The 25,708-nt window shown below is 55.8% G+C and carries 20 protein-coding genes and 2 tRNA genes; 1 reads left to right on the forward strand and 21 read right to left on the reverse strand.

All coding sequences use genetic code 11. The annotated features are described in order from the left end of the window. Positions 1-186: 186 nt before the first annotated feature. The 15 genes from pnp to rlmE form a co-directional block, all read right to left on the reverse strand. Positions 187-2,292: a polyribonucleotide nucleotidyltransferase gene (gene pnp / locus BLW11_RS00545; RefSeq protein ID WP_048362139.1), complete on the reverse strand. Its 2,106-nt coding sequence runs from the start codon at positions 2,290-2,292 to the stop codon at positions 187-189. A 224-nt stretch (positions 2,293-2,516) separates the two neighbouring features. Continuing rightward, the gene (gene rpsO / locus BLW11_RS00550; protein WP_048362138.1) at positions 2,517-2,786 is read right to left on the reverse strand and encodes a 30S ribosomal protein S15; all 270 of its coding nucleotides are present in this window, start codon (positions 2,784-2,786) and stop codon (positions 2,517-2,519) included. Between the two features lie 162 nt (positions 2,787-2,948). Continuing rightward, entirely contained in the window at positions 2,949-3,866 is a 918-nt protein-coding gene (truB, locus tag BLW11_RS00555) for a tRNA pseudouridine(55) synthase TruB (protein WP_048362137.1), read from the reverse strand. A 3-nt stretch (positions 3,867-3,869) separates the two neighbouring features. After that, positions 3,870-4,271: a 30S ribosome-binding factor RbfA gene (rbfA, locus tag BLW11_RS00560; RefSeq protein ID WP_048362136.1), complete on the reverse strand. Its 402-nt coding sequence runs from the start codon at positions 4,269-4,271 to the stop codon at positions 3,870-3,872. Positions 4,272-4,429: 158 nt separating this feature from the next. After that, entirely contained in the window at positions 4,430-6,931 is a 2,502-nt protein-coding gene (gene infB / locus BLW11_RS00565) for a translation initiation factor IF-2 (RefSeq protein WP_048362135.1), read from the reverse strand. A 27-nt stretch (positions 6,932-6,958) separates the two neighbouring features. Further along, a complete protein-coding gene (nusA, locus tag BLW11_RS00570; RefSeq protein ID WP_019825920.1) occupies positions 6,959-8,440 on the reverse strand; it encodes a transcription termination factor NusA in 1,482 nt (493 codons plus the stop codon). 47 nt (positions 8,441-8,487) lie between these two features. Then, on the reverse strand, positions 8,488-8,946 hold the full coding sequence (gene rimP, locus BLW11_RS00575) for a ribosome maturation factor RimP (RefSeq protein WP_019825918.1): 459 nt from the start codon (positions 8,944-8,946) through the stop codon (positions 8,488-8,490). A gap of 141 nt (positions 8,947-9,087) precedes the next feature. After that, positions 9,088-9,164: transfer RNA gene (locus BLW11_RS00580), tRNA-Met, on the reverse strand. A 96-nt stretch (positions 9,165-9,260) separates the two neighbouring features. Further along, positions 9,261-9,346 (reverse strand) — tRNA-Leu (locus tag BLW11_RS00585). A gap of 28 nt (positions 9,347-9,374) precedes the next feature. Then, complete coding sequence (gene secG / locus BLW11_RS00590) at positions 9,375-9,758, reverse strand: preprotein translocase subunit SecG (protein WP_003439612.1); 384 nt, start codon at positions 9,756-9,758, stop codon at positions 9,375-9,377. Positions 9,759-9,760: 2 nt separating this feature from the next. Continuing rightward, positions 9,761-10,516: a triose-phosphate isomerase gene (tpiA, locus tag BLW11_RS00595; protein WP_048362134.1), complete on the reverse strand. Its 756-nt coding sequence runs from the start codon at positions 10,514-10,516 to the stop codon at positions 9,761-9,763. A 66-nt stretch (positions 10,517-10,582) separates the two neighbouring features. Next, a complete protein-coding gene (gene glmM / locus BLW11_RS00600; protein ID WP_048362133.1) occupies positions 10,583-11,920 on the reverse strand; it encodes a phosphoglucosamine mutase in 1,338 nt (445 codons plus the stop codon). A gap of 16 nt (positions 11,921-11,936) precedes the next feature. Next, positions 11,937-12,788, reverse strand: a complete 852-nt coding sequence (gene folP, locus BLW11_RS00605) for a dihydropteroate synthase (protein ID WP_048362132.1) — start codon at positions 12,786-12,788, stop codon at positions 11,937-11,939. Between the two features lie 8 nt (positions 12,789-12,796). Continuing rightward, positions 12,797-14,704 carry an ATP-dependent zinc metalloprotease FtsH gene (gene ftsH / locus BLW11_RS00610; protein ID WP_048362131.1) on the reverse strand — a complete coding sequence of 636 codons (1,908 nt, stop codon included), beginning with the start codon at positions 14,702-14,704 and terminating at the stop codon, positions 12,797-12,799. Between the two features lie 191 nt (positions 14,705-14,895). Further along, positions 14,896-15,546, reverse strand: a complete 651-nt coding sequence (rlmE, locus tag BLW11_RS00615; RefSeq protein WP_019825907.1) for a 23S rRNA (uridine(2552)-2'-O)-methyltransferase RlmE — start codon at positions 15,544-15,546, stop codon at positions 14,896-14,898. Between the two features lie 107 nt (positions 15,547-15,653). Between rlmE and yhbY the strand changes: the two genes are divergently transcribed. After that, positions 15,654-15,962: a ribosome assembly RNA-binding protein YhbY gene (yhbY, locus tag BLW11_RS00620; RefSeq protein WP_019825905.1), complete on the forward strand. Its 309-nt coding sequence runs from the start codon at positions 15,654-15,656 to the stop codon at positions 15,960-15,962. A gap of 278 nt (positions 15,963-16,240) precedes the next feature. Here the strand turns inward: yhbY and greA are convergent, their stop codons facing one another. The 6 genes from greA to dnaK all read right to left on the reverse strand — a co-directional run bounded on the left by greA (position 16,241) and on the right by dnaK (position 25,624). After that, a complete protein-coding gene (gene greA / locus BLW11_RS00625) occupies positions 16,241-16,717 on the reverse strand; it encodes a transcription elongation factor GreA (RefSeq protein ID WP_048362130.1) in 477 nt (158 codons plus the stop codon). Then, positions 16,714-19,935, reverse strand: a complete 3,222-nt coding sequence (carB, locus tag BLW11_RS00630) for a carbamoyl-phosphate synthase large subunit (protein WP_048362171.1) — start codon at positions 19,933-19,935, stop codon at positions 16,714-16,716. Before carB ends, greA begins: the two co-directional genes overlap by 4 nt. Positions 19,936-20,049: 114 nt before the next feature. Continuing rightward, complete coding sequence (gene carA, locus BLW11_RS00635) at positions 20,050-21,186, reverse strand: glutamine-hydrolyzing carbamoyl-phosphate synthase small subunit (RefSeq protein WP_048362129.1); 1,137 nt, start codon at positions 21,184-21,186, stop codon at positions 20,050-20,052. Between the two features lie 259 nt (positions 21,187-21,445). Continuing rightward, positions 21,446-22,252 carry a 4-hydroxy-tetrahydrodipicolinate reductase gene (dapB, locus tag BLW11_RS00640; protein WP_048362128.1) on the reverse strand — a complete coding sequence of 269 codons (807 nt, stop codon included), beginning with the start codon at positions 22,250-22,252 and terminating at the stop codon, positions 21,446-21,448. A 10-nt stretch (positions 22,253-22,262) separates the two neighbouring features. Continuing rightward, positions 22,263-23,387, reverse strand: coding sequence for a molecular chaperone DnaJ (gene dnaJ, locus BLW11_RS00645; RefSeq protein ID WP_048362127.1), 1,125 nt, complete (start codon positions 23,385-23,387; stop codon positions 22,263-22,265). A gap of 320 nt (positions 23,388-23,707) precedes the next feature. Beyond that, entirely contained in the window at positions 23,708-25,624 is a 1,917-nt protein-coding gene (gene dnaK / locus BLW11_RS00650) for a molecular chaperone DnaK (protein WP_019825894.1), read from the reverse strand. Between the last annotated feature and the right edge of the window lie 84 nt (positions 25,625-25,708).

Below are 25,708 nucleotides of genomic sequence, written 5' to 3' on the forward strand. Positions count from 1 at the left end.
CTTACAAATCAATAAGTTATAAAAAAACAAAAAACAGCCTGTCGTGCAGAATGCATGACCGGCCGCCAACCTGCATGCAAGTTGCGGCTTTCCATTGATGGCCTGTCGCCCGCAGCACCGACTTTTCTCCAGGCACAAAAAAAGGACCCCGAAGGGTCCTTTTTGCAACGCAGGTATCGGAGGCTATTAAGCTTCCGAAGCCTTGGCTGCTGCTACGTCCTTGATGGACAGCTTGATACGGCCGCGGTTGTCCACGTCCAGTACCAATACTTCCACTTCCTGACCTTCTTTCAGAATGTCAGTCACTTTCTCAACGCGAGCGTCGCTCAGCATGGAGATGTGAACCAGGCCGTCTTTGCCCGGCAGGATGTTTACGAATGCGCCGAAATCGACGATACGCTCAACCTTGCCCACGTAGATCTTGCCGATCTCGGCTTCAGCAGTGATACCCAGAACGCGCTGACGCGCCGCTTCTGCTGCTTCTTTGGTTTCGCCGAAGATCTTGATCGAACCGTCGTCTTCGATATCGATCGAAGCTTTGGTTTCTTCACAGATTGCACGGATGGTCGCGCCGCCTTTACCGATAACATCACGGATTTTGTCGGTGTCGATCTTCATCGCAATCATGGTCGGAGCGTTGGCCGACAGTTCGTTGCGCGATACGGCAATGATCTGGTTCATCTGACCCAAGATGTTCAGGCGAGCGTCCAGGGCTTGGCCCAGAGCGATCTCCATGATTTCTTCGGTGATGCCTTTGATCTTGATGTCCATCTGCAGCGCGGTAACACCTTTGGCGGTACCGGCTACTTTGAAGTCCATGTCGCCCAGGTGATCTTCGTCACCCAGGATGTCGGTCAGAACTGCGAATTTCTCGCCTTCTTTAACCAGACCCATGGCGATACCGGCAACCGGTGCCTTCATCGGAACACCAGCGTCCATCAGTGCCAGGGAAGCACCGCAGACCGAAGCCATGGAGCTGGAACCGTTGGATTCGGTGATTTCCGATACAACACGGATGGTGTACGGGAACACGTCGGCAGCAGGCAGCATGGCCTGAACCGAACGGCGGGCCAGACGACCGTGACCGATTTCGCGACGACCAGCGCCACCCATGCGACCACACTCACCTACCGAGAACGGAGGGAAGTTGTAGTGCAGCATGAACGGGTCTTTTTTCTCGCCTTCCAGGGTGTCCAGCAGTTGCGCGTCGCGGGCAGTACCCAGAGTTGCAACAACCAGTGCCTGAGTCTCGCCACGGGTGAACAGAGCCGAACCGTGGGTCTTTGGCAGAACGCCAACTTCGATGTTCAGCGGGCGAACAGTCTTGGTGTCACGACCATCGATACGCGGCTTACCGTTAACGATGTTTTCGCGAACGGTGCGGTATTCGATTTCACCGAAAGCAGCTTTGACTTCGCTAGCCGAAGGCTGGCCTTCTTCACCGGACAGCTTGGCAACAACCTTGTCTTTCAGTTCGCCCAAACGAGCGTAACGGTCGGCCTTGATGGTGATGGTGTAAGCCTGGGAGATCGCGTCGCCGAACTCGGCACGGATAGCGCCCAGCAGTTCGGTAGCTTCTGGAGCCGGAGCCCAGTCCCACGTTGGTTTTGCTGCTTCGGCGGCCAGCTCTTTAACAGCCTGGATAACCACTTGGAATTCGTCGTGGGCGAACAGTACCGCGCCCAGCATCTGGTCTTCGGTCAGCTCTTTGGCTTCCGATTCAACCATCAACACAGCTTCCGATGTACCGGCAACAACCATGTCCAGGCTCGAAGCGGCCAGTTGCTCGTAAGTCGGGTTCAGCAGGTAGCCGGTGCTTTCGTGGTAAGCAACGCGGGCAGCGCCGATCGGACCATCAAAAGGGATACCGGAGATAGCCAGCGCAGCCGAAGTACCGATCATCGCAGCGACGTCCGGATCGGTTTTCTTGCTGGTGGACAGAACGGTGCAGACAACCTGCACTTCGTTCATGAAGCCTTCTGGGAACAGCGGACGGATCGGACGGTCGATCAGACGCGAAGTCAGGGTTTCTTTCTCGGAAGGGCGACCTTCACGCTTGAAGAAACCGCCCGGGATTTTACCCGCGGCGTAGGTTTTTTCCTGGTAGTGAACCGACAGAGGGAAGAATCCCTTGCCTGGATCAGCTTGCTTGGAGCCGACAACAGTCACCAACACGCTGACGTCGTCGTCAACGGTGACCAATACTGCGCCGGAGGCCTGACGGGCGATACGGCCAGTCTCGAGAGTAACGGTCGACTGACCGAACTGAAATTTTTTGATAACCGGGTTCACGGTGTCCTACCTTCTTTGTGGCTCTTGGGGAACGGGTTTCTTGCGAAAGTCATGTGCAACATCGGGTATTGACCCGACTCAAGATGCTTACGAAAACAGCCCTTACGGCAAGCTTTCGTAAGAATCCGGCTAGTCCAGATAAAACTTGAGGCTGGAAGCCTGCCGTCCGCCTGCGGGAAACCCGCAAACGCACGACAGACAACCAGCCTCTAGCAACATCGCTATTAGCGACGCAGACCCAGGCGAGCGATCAGCGTTTTGTAACGCTCAACGTTCTTGCCTTTGAGGTAGTCCAGCAGCTTGCGACGCTGGTTTACCATACGGATCAGACCACGACGGGAGTGGTGATCTTTTTTGTTTTCTTTGAAGTGACCTTGCAGCGTGTTGATGTTAAAGGTCAGCAGTGCAACCTGCACTTCTGGAGAACCTGTATCACCTGGAGCTTGCTGGTAGTCAGCTACGATTTCTGCTTTGTGTTCAACTGTAAGTGCCATTTGGCTTTCCTTTCATTAGGGATCCGCTTGCGAACAAGACAGATCCAATAGGCCGAGGACAAATCCTCGTATTTAAAAGAGAGGGGTAACCGTGCCTAATAACAGCCACCCTCTTTCCAGTCCGCGCCGGGAGTATTGCATCCCGATACGGCCTGAGTTCGGTCATTCCGACCGAATCAGTCGACGCGGCGCGATGCGCCCGTCTTCGCTCACTTCACCGATACCGATAAAGCGACCGTTGTGATCCTGTACCCGCACCATACCGAACTTCGGTGCATCCGGAGCGCGAACCGGTTGGCCGTTGAGCCAATAGAAAGCGCTGGCTTCCGAGAAGTGCAGCAATGGCCAGTCCAGCAAACCGCTGTCCGAAGGCATCAAAAAGCGGTCGACCGCTTCGTTGCCGCCTTCGGCATGCACGGCTTCCAACTCTTCCAGCGTGACCGTTTGGGCCAGGCAGAAAGGTCCGGCGTGCGTACGGCGCAATTCTGCAACGTATGCCCCGCACCCAAGTTGCTCACCGATATCTTCCACGAGGGTACGGATATAAGTGCCTTTGGTGCAGTCGACGGCCAAGCGCGCAGTGTCACCTTCGCTGGCCAGTAATTCGAGGCGGGTAATAGTAACAGAACGTGGTTCACGCTCCACCACTTCGCCTGCACGGGCCAGCTTGTAAAGCGGCTGTCCGTCGCGCTTAAGCGCAGAGTACATCGGCGGTATCTGACTGATTTTCCCACGAAAAGCGGGTAAAACAGCTTCGATATCGTCGCGACCAACGGTCACTGGGCGCGTCAGCAAAACATCGCCTTCCGCGTCTGCAGTGGTGGTGGTCTTGCCCAATTGCATCAGGGTTTCATAACCCTTGTCGGAATCGAGCAAGTATTGCGAAAACTTGGTGGCTTCGCCAAAGCACAGCGGCAATACACCGCTGGCCAATGGATCGAGGCTACCGGTGTGCCCTGCCTTCTCGGCATTGAGCAGCCAGCGGACTTTCTGCAGGGCCGCGTTGGAGGTGAACCCAAGCGGCTTGTCGAGCAGGATGATACCGCTGACGTTACGACGGATACGCTTGACCTGAGCCACCGGTTACTCCTTGGTGTCTTCGGGAGCAGTGGTTTCAGGGTGCTGATTATCCTCAGCCACTGCACGCTCGATCAAAGCGGACAGATGAGCGCCACGCACAACACTTTCGTCGTAATGAAAGTGCAGCTGTGGAACGCTGCGCAGTTTCATTTCTCGCGCCAGTTGCATGCGCAGGAAACCCGCTGCCGAGTTCAGTACCTTGATGGTCTGAGCGATATCTTCAGCGTTGTCCTGACCCATCACGGTGATGAAAATCTTGGCGTGACCGACGTCACGGCTGACATCAACAGCAGTAATGGTGACCAGACCCACACGCGGGTCTTTGACTTCACGACGGATCAGCTGTGCCAGCTCGCGCTGCATCTGATCGCCAATACGTTGGGTACGGCTATATTCTTTTGCCATGTCTTGTTACCTGTTACTCACCCATGGGAAACCCATGCGGTCTGAAAGCGGCAAACGCCCGGCCAGACAGAAGCCAGACCGGGCGTTGCGTTTAGAGTCCAGGCCGAGCGCTGCACATTTGCATGCGCGGGCTCGTCCTCACTCTTGAGGCTCGCGAGTTAGAGGCTGCGAGCAACCTGGACCTTCTCGAACACTTCGATCTTGTCACCGACTTTAACGTCGTTGTAGCTCTTGACGCCGATACCGCATTCCATGCCGGCACGCACTTCGGACATGTCATCTTTAAAGCGACGCAGGGATTCCAGCTCGCCTTCGTAGATAACGATGTCTTCACGCAGTACGCGGATTGGACGGTTACGGTGAACAACACCTTCAAGCACCATGCAACCTGCAACCGCGCCGAACTTAGGCGAACGGAACACGTCACGGACTTCAGCGATACCCAGGATGTTCTCCCGAACGTCGCTGCCAAGCATGCCGGTAAGGGCTTTCTTGACGTCTTCGATGATGTCGTAGATGACGTTGTAGTAACGCATGTCCAGGCCTTCCTGCTCGACAATCTTGCGAGCGCCAGCATCAGCACGCACGTTGAAGCCAAACAGTACAGCGTTGGAGGCCAGTGCCAGGTTAGCGTCGCTCTCGGTGATACCACCGACACCGCCGCCCACTACGCGCACTTGCACTTCGTCGTTACCCAGGCCGCCAAGAGCGCCCTGCAGAGCTTCCAACGAACCACGGACGTCGGATTTGAGGACGATGTTAAGCGTCTTCTTCTCTTCCTGACCCATGTTCTCGAAGATGTTTTCCAGCTTGCCTGCGTGAGCACGCGCCAGTTTCACTTCGCGGAACTTGCCTTGACGGAACAGGGCAACTTCACGCGCCTTCTTCTCGTCGGTCATTACGCTCATCTCGTCGCCAGCATCTGGCGTACCGTCCAGGCCGAGAATCTCGACAGGGATGGATGGACCGGCTTCCTTGATGGACTTGCCGTTCTCATCGAGCATGGCACGGATGCGGCCGTAGTTGGAGCCGACCAGAACCATGTCGCCTTGGCGCAGGGTACCGTCTTGAACCAGAACGGTTGCAACCGGGCCACGGCCTTTGTCCAGACGGGACTCAACCACTACGCCACGGCCAGGAGCCGATGGAGTTGCCTTGAGTTCCAGAACTTCAGCTTGCAGCAATACGGCTTCGAGCAGTTCGTCAACGCCAGTACCCATTTTCGCCGAGACCGAAACAAACGGAGTGTCACCACCCCATTCTTCCGACGTCACGCCGTGAACGGACAACTCGCTGCGGATGCGATCGAGATCAGCACCTGGCTTGTCGATTTTGTTCACTGCAACAACCAGAGGCACGCCAGCTGCTTTCGCATGCTGAACAGCTTCGATGGTCTGCGGCATTACGCCGTCGTCTGCAGCCACAACCAGAATCACGATGTCAGTCGCCTTGGCACCACGTGCACGCATTGCGGTAAACGCAGCGTGACCCGGGGTATCGAGGAAAGTGACCATGCCGCGTTCGGTTTCAACGTGGTACGCACCGATGTGCTGAGTAATACCACCGGCTTCGCCAGCAGCTACCTTGGCACGACGGATGTAGTCGAGCAGGGACGTTTTACCGTGGTCAACGTGGCCCATTACGGTCACAACCGGAGCACGGGAGAACGACTCGCCTTCGAACTTCAGGGACTCGGCCAAGGAATCTTCCAGGGCGTTGTCGCTGACCAGAGTCACTTTGTGGCCCAGTTCTTCAGCAACCAGTTGAGCAGTTTCCTGATCAAGTACCTGGTTGATGGTCGCTGGAGTACCCAGCTTGAACATGAACTTGATGACTTCAGCAGCCTTGACCGACATCTGTGCAGCCAAATCGCCGACAGTGATGGTCTCGCCAATCTGTACGTCACGAACTACAGGGCCGGTTGGGCTCTGGAAACCGTGAGCGTTACGCTTCTTCAGCTTGCCCTTGCCACGACCGCCGCGACGGAAGCTATCGCTTTCTTCGTCGGAAGTGCGTGGAGCAACACGTGGAGTCGGTGCTTTTTCTTTAACCGAGGCACGATGCGGAGCGTTTTTGCGATCGCCGTCACCACTACCGCGACGATTGTTATCGTCAGCGCGTGGCTTGTCCGGGCGACGCTGTTCGTCACGCTTGCGTGCATCAGCGGCTGGAGCAGGTGCTGCTGCCGGTGCGGCTTGCACAGGTGCAGGTGCCGCAACAGCCGGAGCTGGCGCAGTCGTAGATGCAGGCTGACGGCGCGCTTCTTCTTCGGCGCGACGCTTGGACTCTTCTTCAGCCTTTTGACGTGCGGCATTGTCTACTGCACGACGTTCATCCATCTCACGTTTGCGCTCGGCTTCGATTTCTTCCGGGCTACGCTGTACGAAGACTTTCTTCTTGCGTACTTCAACGCTAATGCTTTTGCTGCCAGCAACACGCAGGGTACTGGTGGTTTTACGCTGCAAAGTGATCTTGCGCGGTTCTTCCACTTTAGCCTTGTGGCTGCTTTTCAGGTGAGTCAGCAGAGCTTGCTTCTCACTGTCGGTCACATTCTGCTCGGCGGCGTTGTGCGGCAGACCTGCCTCACGCATCTGCTGCAACAGGCGCTCAACCGGTGTTTTGACCTCATCGGCCAGTTGTTTCACCGTGACTTGCGTCATGCATTTCTCTCCTCAGGCCGCGCCTAATTACTCGAACCAATGGGCTCGGGCGGCCATGATCAACTTGCCGGCACGATCATCGTCAATGCCGTCGATGTCGAGCAGGTCGTCAATAGACTGCTCGGCCAGGTCTTCGCGGGTAATTACGCCGCGCACCGCCAGTTCCATCGCCAAATCCTTGTCCATACCCTCAAGCGAGAGCAGGTCTTCGGCCGGATGGGCGTCTGCCAGCTTTTCCTCAGTAGCGATGGCTTTAGTCAACAGTCGATCCTTGGCCCGAGCGCGAAGCTCGTTGACGGTATCTTCGTCAAAGCCATCGATGTTGAGCATTTCCTCCACCGGTACGTAGGCAATCTCTTCCAGGCTAGTAAAGCCTTCATCTACCAGTACCTGCGCCAGGTCTTCATCAACTTCCAGCTCTTCGATGAAGTTGCGCAGGATATCGCCGGTTTCTGCTTGCTGCTTAGCCTGGATGTCCGATTCGGTCATCACGTTCAAGGTCCAGCCGGTCAACTGGCTGGCCAAACGCACGTTCTGACCGCCGCGACCAATCGCCTGGGCCAGATTGTCTGCGCCAACGGCGATGTCCATTGCATGGGCATCTTCGTCGACGATAATTGCCGCCACTTCTGCGGGCGACATTGCGTTGATCACGAACTGCGCCGGGTTGTCATCCCAAAGGACGATATCCACTCGCTCTCCGCCCAATTCGCCGGACACTGCCTGGACACGCGAACCGCGCATACCAATGCAGGCACCTTGCGGATCAATGCGTTTGTCTTTCGAGCGAACAGCTATTTTAGCGCGTGATCCAGGATCGCGGGAGGCCGCCATCACTTCGATCAGGCCTTCGGAGATTTCTGGCACTTCAATGCGGAACAGCTCGATCAGCATCTCTGGCGCGGTACGCGACAGGATCAGCTGAGGGCCGCGATTTTCGGTGCGAATCTCTTTCAGCAGCGCGCGAAGGCGTACGCCAACGCGGAAAGTCTCACGCGAAATGATGTCTTCACGGGCCAGCAACGCTTCAGCGTTATTGCCCAGATCAACGATCACATTGTCACGTGTCACTTTTTTAACGGTGCCAGAAATAATTTCGCCCAGACGCTCGCGATAGGCATCGACTACTTGAGCACGCTCAGCTTCGCGGACTTTTTGCACAATGACCTGTTTGGCCGTTTGTGCAGCGATCCGACCGAATTCGATAGAATCGATTTTCTCTTCGATAATATCGCCGGCTACAGCGCCTGGCTGTTTCGCCTGGGCCTGGTCAACCGCCAACTCGTATGCTGGATCATCCAGATCTTCGTCTTCGACCACAGTCCAGCGACGGAAAGTCTCATAGTTACCGGTGTGGCGATTGATTTCCACACGCAGTTCGACTTCGTCCTCAAAACGCTTTTTGGTCGCGGTGGCCAGAGCCAGCTCCAGCGCTTCAAAAATAACGTTTGCCGGTACGCCCTTTTCATTGGACACCGACTCAACAACCAGCAGTACTTCTTTGCTCATCGTACGCCTCGCCTTTCGCAAGCCATTGGATCCGCGGGATCCGCGTCTCAGTCAAAACTGGGAATAATGTTGGCCTTGTCGATCATATCGATCGGCAACAGGAATTCATGGTCTTCAACCTGCACCACAATGTCCTGCTCCTCTACGCCGCGCAGAAGGCCCTGAAAGTTGCGTCGCCCTTCGAAAGGCGAGCGCAGCTTGATCCTCACTTGCTCACCGGCAAATTTCGCAAACTGCTCAATGGTGAACAGTGGGCGTTCCATGCCAGGAGAAGAAACTTCAAGGGTGTATTCAACAGCGATAGGATCTTCGACATCCAGAACGCCGCTGATCTGACGACTGACTATTGCGCAGTCATCCACCAGTACGCCGCCTTCCTTGTCGATATAGACACGCAACATTGAATGGCGGCCTTGAGCCGAAAATTCAATACCCCAGCATTCATAGCCAAGGGCCACGATCACCGGGGCCAACAAGTCCTGCAACTGTTCTAGCTTGCTCGACACCTGAACCCCCTAGTGCATGTTTGTGCATGCTGTGCAAAATGAAAAAATGGGCGAAGCGCCCATCTCTGAAACGTCGTTGAATACCGACGCTATAAAGTGTCCAGTTAACAAAAAGCCCCTAAGAAGGGGCTCCGCTAAAACTGGTTGCGGGAGCCGGATTTGAACCGACGACCTTCGGGTTATGAGCCCGACGAGCTACCAGACTGCTCCATCCCGCGACAAAGCTGGAGCGGAAGTATACGGTTGATCCTTTTCAGGGTCAATCCAACCTTCCACATACAAGAAAGCCCGCTACTGCGGGCATTCTTGATAATTGGTACCGAGAAGGGGACTCGAACCCCTACACCCTATGGGCACAACCACCTCAAGGTTGCGTGTCTACCAATTCCACCACCTCGGCAATACAACGTTACATCATGAAACCCGTTTTACTTTTGCTCTTGAGCTGGAGGTACGTCAGTCGCAGGAGTTGCCGACTTTTGCTCTTGAAGCACCGGAACATCATCTGAAGCCGGCTTTTGCACTGGAACTTCCAACACCGCTGGATTTGGCAAACCTACTTGAGTCAGCTGTTCAGCTTTCTCTTTAGCAAAGTAACCTAACCCTAAGCTGGTTATGAAAAAACCTGCGGCAAGTATAGCAGTAAACTTACTAAGAAAGGTAGAGGAACCTTGGCTTCCGAACACAGTATTTGATGCACCTGCGCCAAAAGATGCTCCAGCATCCGCTCCCTTGCCCTGTTGCAGCAAAACCAGGGCAATCACACCCAATGCTGTCAGCAGATGAAACACAGTTACGACGTTATCCAGCATTTTCAGTTTCCTGCGGCACGAATGATCGCACCGAACTCATCTGCATTCAGGGAAGCCCCGCCAATGAGTCCCCCATCGATATCCGGCATGCTGAACAGTTCGACCGCATTGGCCGCCTTCACGCTGCCGCCGTATAGAAGCCGCACACCTTGTGCCACTTCAGAATTCTTTTGCGCCAGCTGTGCGCGAATGGCCGCATGCACATCTTGCGCTTGCTGTGGTGATGCGGTCAGCCCGGTGCCAATAGCCCAGACCGGCTCGTATGCAATCACAGCATTTACAAAAGCATCAATGCCAAACTCATCAATCACGGCATTCAGCTGACGCTCTACCACTTCAAGCGTTTGTCCCGCTTCGCGCTGCTCCAGGGTCTCCCCTATGCACAACACTGGCGTCAAACCAGAGGCTTGAGCCGCTGCAAACTTGCGATTGAGTGTCTCGTCCTGCTCACCCAGAATCAGGCGACGTTCGGAGTGACCCACAAGCACCAGCTTGCAACCTGCGTCTACCAACTGGCTCGATGAAATCTCGCCAGTCAGAGCGCCCTGCCCCGACTCTACTGCAGCATCCTGAGCACCGACCGAAATCGGTGCGCCCTGCAAGCCTTTGATCACACGATCAATAAACAGCTGAGGCGGGAATACGGCAACATCAACATCGTTTGGCAAGACCAGACCACGCAGACCGTCGATCAGCTCAGCGACGCTGGCGCGGGTACCGTGCATCTTCCAGTTACCAGCTACCATAGTGCGACGCATGCTTTACCTCGTCGGTCAAAGTGGGCGCAGATGTTACCCAACCAAATCCGCGCTGGCAAGCCGAATTCAGGCACAAACTTCACTTACCAGTTTTGCCAGCTCTTCGGCGTAGCCGCGAACCATGTTTTCGTCATCACCTTCGACCATTACACGCACCAAAGGCTCTGTTCCCGACTTGCGCAACAATACGCGACCACGACCATTCATGGCCTTCGTCACACGTGCACAGGCTTCCTTGACAGCCGGATGCTCGACGGGATTAACACCCCCCGCAAAACGCACGTTCAGCAGAATCTGCGGGCACTTGCGCAGCGCTTGGCGCGACTGGGCCAGGCTTTCATCACGACGACGCAAGGACAGCAGCACCTGGAGCGCCGCAATGATCGCATCGCCGGTCGTGGTGTGCTGGAAGCAAACGATGTGCCCGGAGTTCTCACCCCCAACCTGCCAATCGCGTTCTTGCAGGCCGGCGATGACGTAACGGTCACCCACATTGGCGCGCACAAACGGAATGCCAAGGTCAGCCAGTGCCAATTCAAGCCCGAGATTGCTCATCAGCGTACCGACAACACCGCCCTGCAACTTGCCGCGCTCGTGCAGATCACGCGCAATGATGAACAGCAGATCATCACCATCAACAATCGCGCCCGTGTGATCAACCATCAGAACCCGATCGCCGTCGCCATCGAAGGCAATCCCAAGATCAGCACCTTCGGCCACCACGGCAGCCTGCAACTGGCCCATATGGGTCGAGCCGCAGTTTTCGTTGATGTTCAAGCCATCAGGCTGAGCCGAGAGCACGATGACTTGCGCACCCAGCTCCTTGAAAACACTTGGCGCAACCTTGTAGGTAGCACCATGGGCGCAGTCGAGAACGATCTTGAGGCCGCTGAAGTTGGTGCTGCTCGGCACACTGCTTTTGCAAAACTCGATGTAGCGACCCGGGGCGTCGTTGATGCGAGATACCTTGCCAAGCTTGTCAGATTCGACAACCGTCATGGGAGCGTCCAGCAACTCCTCAATCATCAACTCGACGTCATCAGGTAGCTTGGTGCCGTCACCCGAGAAGAATTTGATGCCGTTATCGTCATGAGGATTGTGCGAAGCGCTGATCACAATGCCGGCTTCGGCGTGAAAGGTACGCGTCAGGTAGGCAATCGCCGGCGTAGGCATCGGCCCCAGCAGCATCACATCAGCACCGGCAGCCGACAAGCCTGCTTCCAGAGCCGATTCAAACATGTAACCCGAAATACGGGTGTCCTTGCCGACCAGGATCCGGCAAGCGCCTTTGCTGCGAAACGCCATACCGGCAGCCCAGCCCAGCTTGAGCATAAAGTCAGGGGTGATCGGATAAACGCCGACCCGACCACGAATCCCGTCGGTGCCAAAATACTTCTTTGTCATAACTGCTCCATCATTTTTAGTCGGCGGACTCTACCGCTGCGATCATCCGTACCACATCAACTGTTTCGGCAACATCGTGGACACGCAAAATACGCGCCCCCTTGGTCATCGCCAAAGCTGCAAGCGCCAGACTTCCATACAGGCGCTCGGCAACCGGCCGGTTCAGTGTTTGCCCGACCATGCTTTTGCGTGACACGCCCACCAGCAAAGGCCGCCCCAGTGCATGCAGAGCCTCCATGTGCTTGAACAGGCTCAAGTTGTGCTGCAATGTTTTTGCAAAGCCAAACCCCGGGTCCAGCACGATGCGCTCAGGGCCAATGCCGGCGGCTGCACACCGGGCCATGCTATCGACCAGGAACGCCGAAACCTCACCCACCAGGTCATCATAATGAGGATTATCCTGCATATCACCCGGCTCACCGAGCATATGCATCAGGCATACCGGCAAACCAGTGGCCGCAGCCGCCTGCAAGGCACCTTCACGGCGCAGCGAGCGCACATCATTGATGAGGCCCGCCCCGAGACGCGCAACTTCGGTCATGACAATTGGCGCCGATGTATCGACCGAAATAATGACATCCAGTTCCCGGCTTATACGCTCGACAACAGGAGCAACCCGATCGAGCTCTTCCTGTGACGAAACTACAGGCGCTCCGGGACGCGTTGACTCACCGCCAACATCAATCAGAGTTGCACCGGCCAGAACCATCGCCTGCGCATGACGCACAGCCGCATCCAGAGCAGCAAAGCGGCCGCCATCAGAAAAGGAGTCGGGGGTGACATTGAGAATACCCATAACATGCGTATGGGCCAAATCAAGAACCCGGTTGCCGCAAGGCAACCGGGTTGAGGACTGAACGAAAGTCATTTCAAGCCTTATTGATCAGCAGCAGGGCCGCCGATAGGTGTTTCCGGGCGCTCGGTTTTATCCAGCGTCGGAGCAGTCGGGGTACCCGAACTACCGTCTTCCCAGTCACGAGGCTCGCGCGGCGGGCGACCCGCCATGATGTCGTCGATCTGATCGGCATCGATCGTTTCGTACTTCATCAGCGCATCAGCCATGGCATCGAGCTTGTCGCGATGCTCAGTCAGGATCTGCTTGGCCGTGTTGTAGCACTGGTCAATGATGCTGCGCACTTCGGAGTCGATCAGCTTGGCTGTATCACCCGAAACGCTTGCAGACTGACCACCACCGCGACCCAGATAGGACTCTTCGTCTTCGGCATACATCAACGGGCCCAGCTTTTCGGACAAGCCCCACTTGGTCACCATGTTCCGGGCGATCTGGCTCGCACGCATGATGTCGTTGGACGCGCCGGTGGTAACACCGTCAAAGCCCAGAGTCATCTCTTCGGCGATACGGCCGCCATAGAGAGAACAGATCTGGCTGATCAGCGCTCGCTTGGACAGGCTGTAACGATCCTCTTCCGGCAGGAACATGGTTACGCCCAGGGCGCGGCCGCGAGGAATGATCGAGACTTTGTAAACCGGATCATGCTCTGGCACAACGCGACCAACAATGGCGTGACCTGCTTCGTGATAAGCCGTGTTGCGCTTTTCTTTGTCCGACATAACCATCGATTTGCGCTCGGCGCCCATCATGATCTTGTCTTTGGCCAGCTCGAACTCTTTCATTTCAACAACACGCTTACCGGTGCGCGCTGCGAACAGGGAAGCTTCGTTTACCAGGTTGGCCAGGTCAGCACCGGAGAAGCCCGGAGTACCACGTGCAATCACGCCTGGCTGGACATCATCGCCCATCGGCACTTTACGCATGTGAACCTTGAGGATCTGCTCGCGGCCACGAATGTCCGGCAAGCCAACCACTACCTGACGGTCAAAACGGCCTGGACGCAACAGCGCAGGGTCAAGTACGTCAGGACGGTTGGTGGCGGCAATCACAATGATGCCGTCATTCATCTCAAAGCCGTCCATCTCAACCAGCAACTGGTTAAGAGTTTGCTCGCGCTCATCATGACCACCGCCCATACCGTTACCACGGTGACGGCCGACAGCATCGATTTCATCGATGAAGATAATGCAAGGTGCGTGCTTCTTGGCTTGCTCAAACATGTCACGAACACGGCTTGCGCCGACGCCCACGAACATTTCAACAAAGTCGGAACCCGAAATAGTGAAAAACGGCACCTTGGCTTCGCCCGCGATTGCCTTGGCAATCAGGGTTTTACCGGTACCTGGCGGGCCAACCATCAGCACACCACGAGGAATACGACCACCCAGGCGCTGGAATTTTCCCGGATCACGCAGGAACTCAACCAGCTCGCCTACTTCTTCCTTGGCCTCATCACAACCTGCTACGTCAGCCAGAGTCGTTTTGACCTGATCTTCCGACAGCAGTCGCGCCTTGCTCTTGCCAAAGCTCATCGGGCCGCCTTTACCGCCGGCACCGCCCTGCATTTGGCGCATGAAGAACATGAAGACCGCGATGATCACCAGAATCGGGAAGCTCGCAACCAGCAGCTGAGTCCAGATGCTTTGTTGCTCTGGCAGTTTGCCTTCAACGGTTACATGGTTATCCACCAGATCACCGATCAAACCGTTGTCCTGAATGGCCGGACGGATGGTTTTGAAGGTATCGCCATCGCTGCGTTTGCCGGTAATCACGTAGCCATCCACGGCAACGCGCTCGACCTTGCCATCCTTAACTTGCTGGATGAAGTCGGAATAGTTGAGGGTTTGTGGCTCGTTTGGACTGGAGAAGTTGTTCATCACTGTCACGAGGACAGCGGCGATGATCAACCACAGGATCAGATTCTTTGCCATATCGTTCAATTAGCTACCCTCTGAAGCAAGCCCCGCTACTGAAGCGTGCTTCGCATGATATTCACCGGCATAACTTACTACATTGCCTACAACCCTTGCAGGCTCCGTCTGTAACCCTTTGTGAAACTTTGACTACACAATATTCGTTATGCCAGATCTGTAAAGCGATTCAAAAAAAACTATCGCCCTTGTCAAAGACGCTCATCACTGGCAGAACCATCGATACCGCGGAAGCCGCGCCCCAGCAAATACTGCTCGCGGGACCTGTCTCGAGACGACGACGGCTTGCGCATCTGCACCTTGTCGAACAGCTTGCGAATGTCTTTGTGGTACTGATCGAAGCCTTCTCCCTGGAAAACTTTAATCAGAAAATCACCACCAGGACGCAGGACGCGACCGGCAAGATCCAGTGCCAACTCACACAGGAACATCGCCCGAGGCATATCCACAGCTGCCAATCCACTCATATTGGGGGCCATATCAGAAATCACAAGGTCTACTTGCGTATTTCCGACCGCCTCGAGGATCTGTGCAAGCACCGCATCCTCGGTAAAGTCACCCTTGATGAAGGTCACATCAGGAATACTGTCCATGTCCAGGATGTCGGATGCGATCAATCGCCCCTGACCGCCGATCAGACGGCTGGTCACCTGCGACCAGCCACCCGGGGCAGCCCCGAGATCAATAACCGTCATGCCGGGACGAATCAGACGATCACGCTCTTGAATCTCCAGCAATTTGTAGCTGGCACGCGAGCGGTACCCGTCTTTTTGCGCCATTTTGACGTATGGATCGTTGAAATGCTCTTTCAGCCAGTTAAGGCTAGTCTTGGAACGGGCCACGGGCCACCTCAAAAATTTTAAACGGGTCGTGATTAACCGGGCGGTCTGTGACTCGCTCGGGTAAACTGGCCGCCGCTTTTTACAAGATCAGACACAGGGGTCAGATTATGCCGCTCACTCAAGAGCAGAAGAAACAGTACAAGTCCATTGGCCACCATCTGAAACCAGTTTTGACTGTGGCTGACAATGGTTTGACTGAAGGTGTTTTAGCCGAACTCGAACGCGCATTGGGCGATCACGAGTTGATTAAAATCAAAGTCAACATCCTGGATCGCGAATCCCGCCTGGAGGCCGTCGCACAAATGTGCAAGGCCGGCAAAGCGGAATTGGTACAGGTTATCGGTAAAATGGCGCTTCTGTACCGCAAGAACGTCAATGTAAACAAGCAACTGTCGAACATCCATCGCTTCAAGTGATGTCGACAAGGGTCAAGGGTGCGCCTGGCGCGCCCTGAAACTCTTCCAGGGTAAACCCGAGAGTCATGCAAGAACTGCCCGCGCAACGCATCAGGCAGCCAGAGACGCCCAACGCAATACTTCCCGCCCTGCCATTTACCTCTTCATCCAGCAACGCTGCCAACCGCCTTTAAGGCCAGCACCGGCAAAAATTCTGTGTGCAACAACCACAAGCTGCCAACCCGGAACACCCGGATCAGCCGCCAAAGAAGTGCGCCCGCACAAGGCGGGCGTCATTCCTAGATGTGACGTACTTCAATGATCTCGTATTCGATAACACCGCCAGGTGTTTTCACCGCTACTACGTCACCCTCTTCCTTGGCAATCAAGGCACGAGCAAGCGGCGAGCCGACGGAGATTTTTCCGAGCTTGAAGTCAGCTTCATCTTCACCAACGATCTGATAGACAACTCGTTCGTCAGTTTCAACGTTAGCGATTTCGACCGTCGTACCGAAAATCACCTTGCCGGTATGAGGAATAGCCGTCACATCAATCACTACTGCGTTCTGCAGGCGACCTTCGATATCACGGATACGAGCCTCAGACATACCTTGAAGCTCACGAGCCGCATGGTATTCCGCGTTTTCTTTCAGGTCGCCGAGCTCACGCGCCGTACCGATTTCCTTGCTCAGCTTTGGCCGAACAACTTTGGTCAGGTGTGCAAGCTCATCTTCCAGGGCTTTATGGCCCTGGACCGTCATTGGGTACTTGATCATGCCTTCAATCCTGCGTGTAGATCCTGCAAGCGACGCACGGTTTTTTCAGGACCGAACTTAAGCGCTTCACAGATCGCTTCGCCAGCAGCAATAGTCGTGGTGCAGTAGATCTTGTGCTGCAGCGCGTTGCGGCGAATGGAATAGGAGTCAGCAATCGACTGACGACCTTCGGTGGTGTTGATAATCAAGGTAACTTCGTCATTCTTGATCATGTCGACAACGTGCGGACGACCCTCGGTCACCTTGTTCACACGGCGCACTTTCAAGCCTGCAGCTTCGATGAACTTGGCAGTACCAGCAGTCGAAACGATTTCGAAGCCCAGGCTGATCAGGTCGCGAGCGACACCGGCCACCAAAGGCTTGTCGTCGTCACGAACGCTGATGAACGCAGTACCGCCAGTCGGCAGCACTTCGCTTGCACCCATCTGGGCCTTGGCAAAAGCTTCGCCGAAGGTATCGCCCACGCCCATCACTTCACCGGTGGACTTCATCTCAGGGCCGAGAATCGGGTCAACACCCGGGAATTTGGCGAACGGGAAGACCGCCTCTTTCACGCTGTAGAAGTTAGGAATGATTTCTTTGGTGAAGCCAATTTCCTTCAGGGTTTTACCAGCCATCACGCGTGCCGCGATCATGGCCAGGGAAACACCGATGCACTTGGACACGAAAGGAACGGTACGCGATGCGCGCGGGTTCACTTCGATCACGTAGATATCTTCGCCCTGCAGAGCCAATTGCACGTTCATCAGGCCGACAACGCCCAATTCCAGAGCCATTTTCTTGACCTGTTCGCGCATCTCGTCCTGGATGTGCAGCGGCAGCGAGTACGGCGGCAGCGAGCAAGCGGAGTCACCGGAGTGAACGCCCGCCTGTTCGATGTGCTGCATGATCGCGCCGATCACGACATCAGTACCGTCGCAGACAGCATCAACGTCCATCTCAATTGCGCAGTTCAGGAAGTGGTCCAGCAGCACAGGGCTGTCGTTGGACACTTTCACCGCATCGCGCAGGTAACGCTTGAGCTCTTCTTCTTCGTAAACGATTTCCATCGCACGACCGCCCAACACGTAGGAAGGACGAACTACCAGCGGGTAACCGATCTTGCCAGCAGCACGAATGGCTTCGTCTTCGCTGCGCACGGTGGCGTTAGGCGGCTGACGCAGGTTCAGACGCTCAACCATCTGCTGGAAGCGCTCGCGGTCTTCTGCACGGTCGATGGCGTCAGGGCTGGTGCCGATGATTGGCACGCCAGCTTCTTCCAGGGCACGAGCCAGTTTCAACGGGGTTTGGCCGCCGTACTGGACGATCACACCTTTTGGCTTCTCGACGCGCACGATTTCCAGCACGTCTTCCAGAGTTACGGATTCGAAGTACAGACGATCCGAGGTGTCGTAGTCGGTGGAAACGGTTTCCGGGTTGCAGTTGACCATGATGGTCTCGTAACCATCGGCACGCAGCGCCAGAGCGGCGTGAACGCAGCAATAGTCGAACTCGATACCTTGACCGATACGGTTCGGACCGCCACCCAGAATCATGATCTTGTCACGATCCGAAGGGTTGGCTTCGCACTCTTCCTCATAGGTGGAGTACATGTAAGCAGTGTCTGTAGCGAACTCGGCCGCGCAGGTGTCAACGCGCTTGTAGACCGGGAACACTTCCAGCTTGTGACGGTGGCGACGCAGATTTTTCTCGGTCACACCCAGCAATACAGCCAGACGCGCATCAGAGAAGCCCTTGCGCTTGAGGCGATACATGGCGTCGCGATCGATCGAGGACAGCGCCATGGTCTTGATTTTTTCTTCGTCCTTGATCAGATCTTCGATCTGTACCAGGAACCAAGGGTCAATCATGTTCATGCCAAAGATATCTTCAACGGTCATGCCTGCGCGGAAAGCGTCAGCCACGTACCAGATACGCTCAGCGCCCGGCACGGTCAGCTCGCGCTTGAGCACGGCCATGCTTTCCGGGTTGCTCAGGTCGAGCTTTGGATCAAGACCGCTTACGCCCACTTCCAGGCCGCGAAGGGCCTTTTGCAGTGATTCCTGGAAAGTCCGGCCAATGGCCATGACTTCACCTACCGATTTCATCTGAGTAGTCAAACGGGCATCGGCTTTCGGGAATTTTTCGAAAGCAAAGCGAGGCAGCTTGGTCACAACGTAGTCGATGGACGGCTCGAAGGACGCAGGCGTTGCGCCGCCGGTGATTTCGTTTTGCAGTTCGTCCAGGGTGTAACCGATCGCCAGCTTGGCGGCGATACGCGCAATCGGGAAGCCGGTGGCTTTCGATGCCAGCGCCGAGGAGCGCGATACACGCGGGTTCATCTCGATCACGACCATACGACCGGTGTCCGGGCAGATGCCGAACTGAACGTTGGAACCGCCGGTTTCAACGCCGATCTCACGCAGTACCGCCAACGAGGCGTTACGCATGATCTGGTATTCCTTGTCCGTCAGGGTCTGTGCCGGAGCAACGGTGATCGAGTCACCGGTGTGCACGCCCATCGGGTCGAAGTTTTCAATCGAGCAAACGATGATGCAGTTGTCCTTCTTATCGCGGACAACCTCCATCTCGTATTCTTTCCAGCCGATCAGGGATTCGTCGATCAGCAGCTCTTTGGTTGGCGACAGATCCAGACCGCGAGCGCAGATTTCTTCGAACTCTTCACGATTGTAAGCAATACCGCCACCGGTGCCGCCCATGGTGAAGGACGGGCGGATGATGCACGGGAAGCCCAGCTTTTCGAGAACCGCGTTGGCCTCTTCCATGCTGTGGGCAATACCGGAGCGCGGGCAGTCAAGGCCGATGGACTTCATCGCCTTGTCGAAGCGCGAACGGTCTTCAGCCTTGTCGATCGTGTCGGCATTGGCGCCGATCATTTCTACGCCGAACTTCTCCAGAACGCCTTCGCGCTCCAGATCCAGTGCGCAGTTCAGTGCAGTCTGGCCGCCCATGGTCGGCAACAGTGCGTCTGGACGCTCTTTTTCGATGATCTTGGCAACGGTCTGCCACTTGATCGGCTCGATGTAGGTCGCGTCGGCCATGTCCGGGTCGGTCATGATGGTGGCCGGGTTGGAGTTCACCAGGATGACGCGGTAACCCTCTTCGCGCAGGGCCTTGCAGGCCTGGGCGCCGGAGTAGTCGAATTCACACGCCTGGCCGATAACGATCGGGCCAGCGCCGAGAATCAGGATGCTTTTTATGTCTGTACGTTTTGGCATGGGTTTGTCACTCAAATCCGCAGGTCAGTCGGCAAGCTGTCAATCAGGCTCCTGAAGCACCCCGGGGGCCACCGCAATTCGGGGCCTCCACAGGGTGCTACAGCAGGAAGCTGATCAGCGGCGCTTGGCCATCTCATTGATGAAGCGATCGAACAGCGGTGCAACGTCGTTCGGGCCCGGGCTTGCTTCAGGGTGGCCCTGGAAGCTGAAAGCACTCTTGTCGGTCAGTTCGATGCCTTGCAGCGTGCCGTCGAACAGCGACTTGTGGATAGCACGCACGTTGGCTGGCAAGGTCGCTTCGTCTACCGCAAAACCATGGTTCTGGCTGGTGATCATCACAACGCCGGTGTCCAGATCCTGAACAGGGTGGTTGGCACCGTGATGACCATGACCCATTTTCACGGTCTTGGCGCCGGAGGCCAGAGCCAGCAGCTGGTGACCCAGGCAGATGCCGAATACCGGAATTTCGGTCTTCAGAACTTCCTGGATAGCGGTAATCGCGTAGTCGCAAGGCTCAGGATCACCCGGGCCGTTGGACAGGAACACGCCATCCGGGTTGAGTGCGAGTACATCGCTGGCCGGGGTTTGTGCCGGCACAACAGTAACGCGGCAGCCGCGCTCAACCAGCATGCGCAGGATGTTCCACTTCACGCCGTAGTCGTAAGCGACTACATGGTAAGGCAACTCGCTGGCTTCGATGGTTGGGTGACTGTCGGTGGCCAGGTTCCAGACACTGGAGCGCCACTCGTAAGCTTTTTCGGTGCTGACGACTTTCGCCAGATCCATACCCTTCAGGCCAGGGAAACCGCGTGCGGCTGCAATGGCTGCCTCATCGGAAATGTTGTCACCGGCCATGATGCAGCCGTTCTGTGCGCCTTTTTCACGCAGGATGCGAGTCAGGCGACGGGTGTCGATACCGGCGATAGCCACAACATTGTTGGCTTTCAGGTAATCAGACAGCGACATCTTGTTACGCCAGTTGCTGGCAACCAGTGGCAGATCACGGATTACCAGACCTGCGGACCAGACACGATCAGACTCGGCGTCTTCCGGGGTAGTACCGGTATTGCCAACATGCGGGTAAGTCAGGGTCACGATTTGCTGAGCGTAGGAAGGATCCGTCAGGATCTCCTGGTAGCCAGTCATTGCGGTGTTAAACACCACCTCACCAACGGTTTGACCGTCGGCCCCAATGGCTTCGCCGCGAAAAATGCTGCCATCAGCGAGGGCGAGTATGGCTTGCTTAGTCAAGAAGACCTCCCGTAAATAAAGCCTGAAAGGGCGATCGCAGGTTGTAAAAAAGCGGAGTGACGTATGGACACGTCACCCCGCTTCTTCATCGAATTATCTGCGCGCTTTTAGTGGACACACTAAAGCTGTAGCTTACAGAAAAAGGCTTTTTTGGTCTACCGCTAAAGAGTCTAAAAGACAGGGGAATGCGACAGAAAATCGCTTAGCGGTTAAAAATCGGGCTGATGGCGCACCAACAGCCCGATTTTACAGAGATTACTCAACGCAGGTCGAGCACATCCTGCATGTCATACAAGCCAGGCTGACGCCCGTCCAGCCAAAGTGCAGCACGAACAGCGCCCTTGGCAAAGGTCATACGACTGGATGCCTTGTGGGTAATTTCGAGCCGCTCTCCTTCAGTGGCGAACAGCACGGTGTGATCACCCACCACATCACCGCCGCGTACCGTGGCGAAACCAATGGTTTCACGCTCGCGAGCACCGGTATGGCCTTCACGACCATAGACCGCGACCTTTTGCAGATCACGACCCAGCGCATCGGCAATGACTTCACCCATGCGCATTGCGGTACCGGAGGGTGCGTCGACCTTATGCCGATGATGAGCTTCGATGATTTCGATATCCGCATCATCGCCCATCACCCGCGCAGCCATGTCGAGCAGCTTGAACGACAGGTTGACACCAACGCTGAAGTTGGAAGCAAAGACAATCGCAATGTCCTGACCCGCTTCGACCAGCAGCTGCTTTTGCGCCGCGCTCAAGCCCGTGGTGCCAATCACCATGGCCTTGCCCAGCTTGCGACACACCGCCAGATTGCTCAGCATCACTTCAGGCAAAGTGAAATCGATCAGCACGTCAAAATCAGCAGCGACATCGTGCAGGCTGGCCGACAACGGCACATCAATTCGCCCGATAGAAGCCAGCTCACCGGCATCAGCCCCCAGCAGCGAACTACCAGGACGAACGATAGCCGCCGTCAGCCCGCAGACGGGTGAGCGCTGCTGCACCGCATCGATCAATGTCTTGCCCATGCGCCCGGCAGCGCCCATCACAGCTATACGTCGCATGCACCGCTCCTTACAGGTCGCCAAAGAAGCGCTTCACGCCTTCGAACCAACCGGTTGCGTTAGGCGAGTGACTGCTGTCGCCTTCCAGTGTTGCGCGAAACTCTTCCATCAACTCACGCTGACGACGATTGAGTTTCACCGGCGTTTCAATCACCACACGGCACATCAAGTCGCCAGCGCCGCCGCCACGTACCGGGGCCACACCTTTGCCACGCAGACGGAACTGCTTGCCGGTCTGCGTGCCTTCCGGGATTTTCAGCTTGACCCGACCATCCAGCGTCGGCACTTCAATCTCGGCACCCAGCGCAGCATCAGCAAAGTTGATAGGCACTTCACAGAACAGATGCTTGCCGTCGCGCTGGAAAATCGCGTGTTCGCGCACTTCGATCACTACGTACAGGTCACCCGTTGGCCCACCCTGTACGCCCGCCTCGCCTTCGCCCGAAAGACGGATACGATCGCCGGTATCAACGCCCGCTGGCACTTTGACGGAAAGGGTTTTGTACTCTTCGACGCGACCTTCGCCACGGCAGCTGTCGCACGGATCAGAAATGACCTTGCCCTGCCCATGGCAACGCGGACAGGTTTGCTGCACAGCGAAGAAACCCTGCTGCATGCGCACCTGGCCAATACCACCGCACGTTGTACAGGTTACGGGCGAGGAGCCTTTCTTGGCACCCGAACCGTCACACGGCTTGCAATTGACCAGCGTCGGAACGCGGATATTGACCGTGGTACCGCGTACAGCCTCTTCCAGGTCCAGTTCCAGCGTATAGCGCAAATCGCTACCACGCTGAGCGCCGCCCCGGGAGCCGCCACGACCACCGCCAAAGAAATCGCTGAACACATCGCCGAAAATATCGGAGAAGTTCTGACCGCCAAAACCTGCACCGCCGCCACCCATTTGCGGATCAACACCGGCATGGCCGTATTGATCGTAGGCAGCACGCTTGCTGGAGTCCGACAGAACTTCGTAAGCTTCGTTAGCCTCTTTGAACAGCTCTTCCGAGGCCTTGTCATCCGGATTGCGGTCCGGGTGATGCTTCATCGCCAGCCGGCGATAAGCTTTTTTCAGCTCGATCTCAGTCGTAGTGCGTTCAACACCCAATATTTCGTAATAGTCGCGCTTTGCCATAATTCTTTGCACTCTCAAGGACGTTCGACAAAACCCTCCCGAGCCTCGCCAAACCCGCCAAGCCCGAAAAGGATCAGACCCGACTCACGTCTTTTCAACGATATTGGTTTCTGTTTAACAGCCAATGCATTGGCCGACAGGAGCGGTTACCTCTGGCCGGAAAACAAGAAAGATCCAGACCAAACCGCCAGCATTCGACCTTGTCGCATGCTGTAAAAATTCCTTTACTCCAGACACGCCAACGCGGGAGCTAGCTCCCGCGCGGCGACATCCTACCAGTCACCGCTAAAGCGCGGTCAACTGGCCGACAAACAAGCTGATTACTTGTTGTCTTTTACTTCTTCGAACTCAGCGTCGACAACGTCGTCCGCTTTTTCAGCCGAATCAGCTGGCTTGGCCGCTGCGTCTGCCGGGTTCGCCTGCTCAGCGTACATCTTCTGAGCAACTGGAGCGGACACCTTGGACAGCTCTTCAACCTTAGCTTCGATAGCAGCCTTGTCGTCGCCTTTAACAGCGGCTTCAAGTGCAACTACAGCAGCTTCGATTGCAGCTTTCTCTTCCTCGGTTACTTTGTCGCCAGCATCGACGATCATTTTGCGAGTCGAGTGAACCAGTGCGTCGCCCTGGTTACGTGCAGCTGCCAGTTCTTCGAACTTGCGGTCTTCTTCGGCGTTGATTTCAGCGTCACGTACCATCTGAGCAATTTCTTCCTCGGACAGACCCGAGTTAGCCTTGATCACGATGGACTGAGACTTGCCAGTCGCCTTGTCTTTTGCACTTACGTGCAGGATGCCGTTGGCATCGATGTCGAAGGTCACTTCGATCTGAGGCACGCCACGTGGAGCTGGTGGAATGTCAGCCAGGTCGAACTTGCCCAACGACTTGTTCTGAGCGGCTTGCTTGCGCTCGCCTTGCAGCACGTGAATGGTCACTGCGCCCTGGTTATCGTCAGCCGTCGAGAACACTTGCGATTTCTTGGTAGGAATCGTGGTGTTTTTCTCGATCAGGGCAGTCATTACGCCACCCATGGTTTCGATACCCAAAGTCAGCGGGCTCACGTCCAGCAACAGAACGTCTTTAACATCACCGGCCAATACCGCGCCCTGGATAGCAGCACCCATTGCAACAGCTTCGTCCGGGTTCACGTCTTTACGTGCTTCCTTGCCGAAGAACTCGGTTACCAGCTTCTGTACCAGCGGCATGCGAGTCTGACCACCGACCAGGATCACGTCGTTGATCGCGCCAACGTCGATACCGGCATCTTTCAGCGCGATACGGCATGGCTCGATGGTGCGTTGAACCAGGTCTTCAACCAGCGATTCCAGCTTGGCGCGGGAAATCTTCACGTTCAAGTGCTTAGGACCGGTTGCATCTGCAGTGATGTACGGCAGATTCACGTCAGTCGACTGGCTCGACGACAGTTCGATCTTGGCTTTTTCAGCAGCTTCTTTCAGACGCTGCATTGCCAGCGGGTCACCTTTGAGGTTCATGCCGCTTTCTTTCTTGAACTCGTCAACCAGGTAGTCGATCAGACGGATGTCAAAGTCTTCACCACCCAGGAACGTGTCGCCGTTGGTTGCCAGCACTTCAAACTGGTGCTCGCCATCCACTTCGGCAATTTCAATTACCGACACGTCGAAAGTACCGCCACCCAAGTCATAAACGATGACAGTGTGGTCGCCTTTCGCCTTGTCCATACCGTAAGCCAGAGCAGCTGCGGTTGGTTCGTTGATGATGCGCTTAACGTCCAGGCCCGCAATACGGCCGGCGTCTTTGGTCGCCTGACGCTGGCTGTCGTTGAAGTAGGCCGGAACGGTAATTACCGCTTCAGTCACTGGCTCGCCGAGGTAGTCTTCGGCGGTTTTCTTCATTTTCTTCAGAATTTCAGCCGAGATCTGTGGCGGAGCCATTTTCTGGCCGTTCACTTCAACCCAAGCGTCGCCGTTATCAGCCTTGGCGATCTTGTACGGAACCATCTGAATGTCTTTCTGCACAACTTCTTCGTCAAAACGACGACCGATCAGACGCTTCACCGCGTACAAGGTGTTATGCGGATTGGTCACTGCCTGACGCTTGGCCGACTGGCCAACAAGAATTTCGCCATCATTGGCGTACGCAACGATCGACGGCGTAGTACGCGCGCCTTCTGCGTTTTCGATAACTTTAGCTTTACCGTTTTCAAGAACCGAAACACACGAGTTGGTGGTCCCGAGGTCAATACCGATAATTCTGCCCATGTTTACTCTCCCTAAATTTGAATTTTGTTGCCGCAGCAGTAATGACCAACTGCGGCACTGCTTAACGCTTGACTTCTAAATGGG

The sequence above is a fragment of the Pseudomonas deceptionensis genome (genome assembly GCF_900106095.1).
In the GTDB taxonomy this organism is placed as follows: Bacteria; Pseudomonadota; Gammaproteobacteria; order Pseudomonadales; family Pseudomonadaceae; genus Aquipseudomonas; species Aquipseudomonas deceptionensis.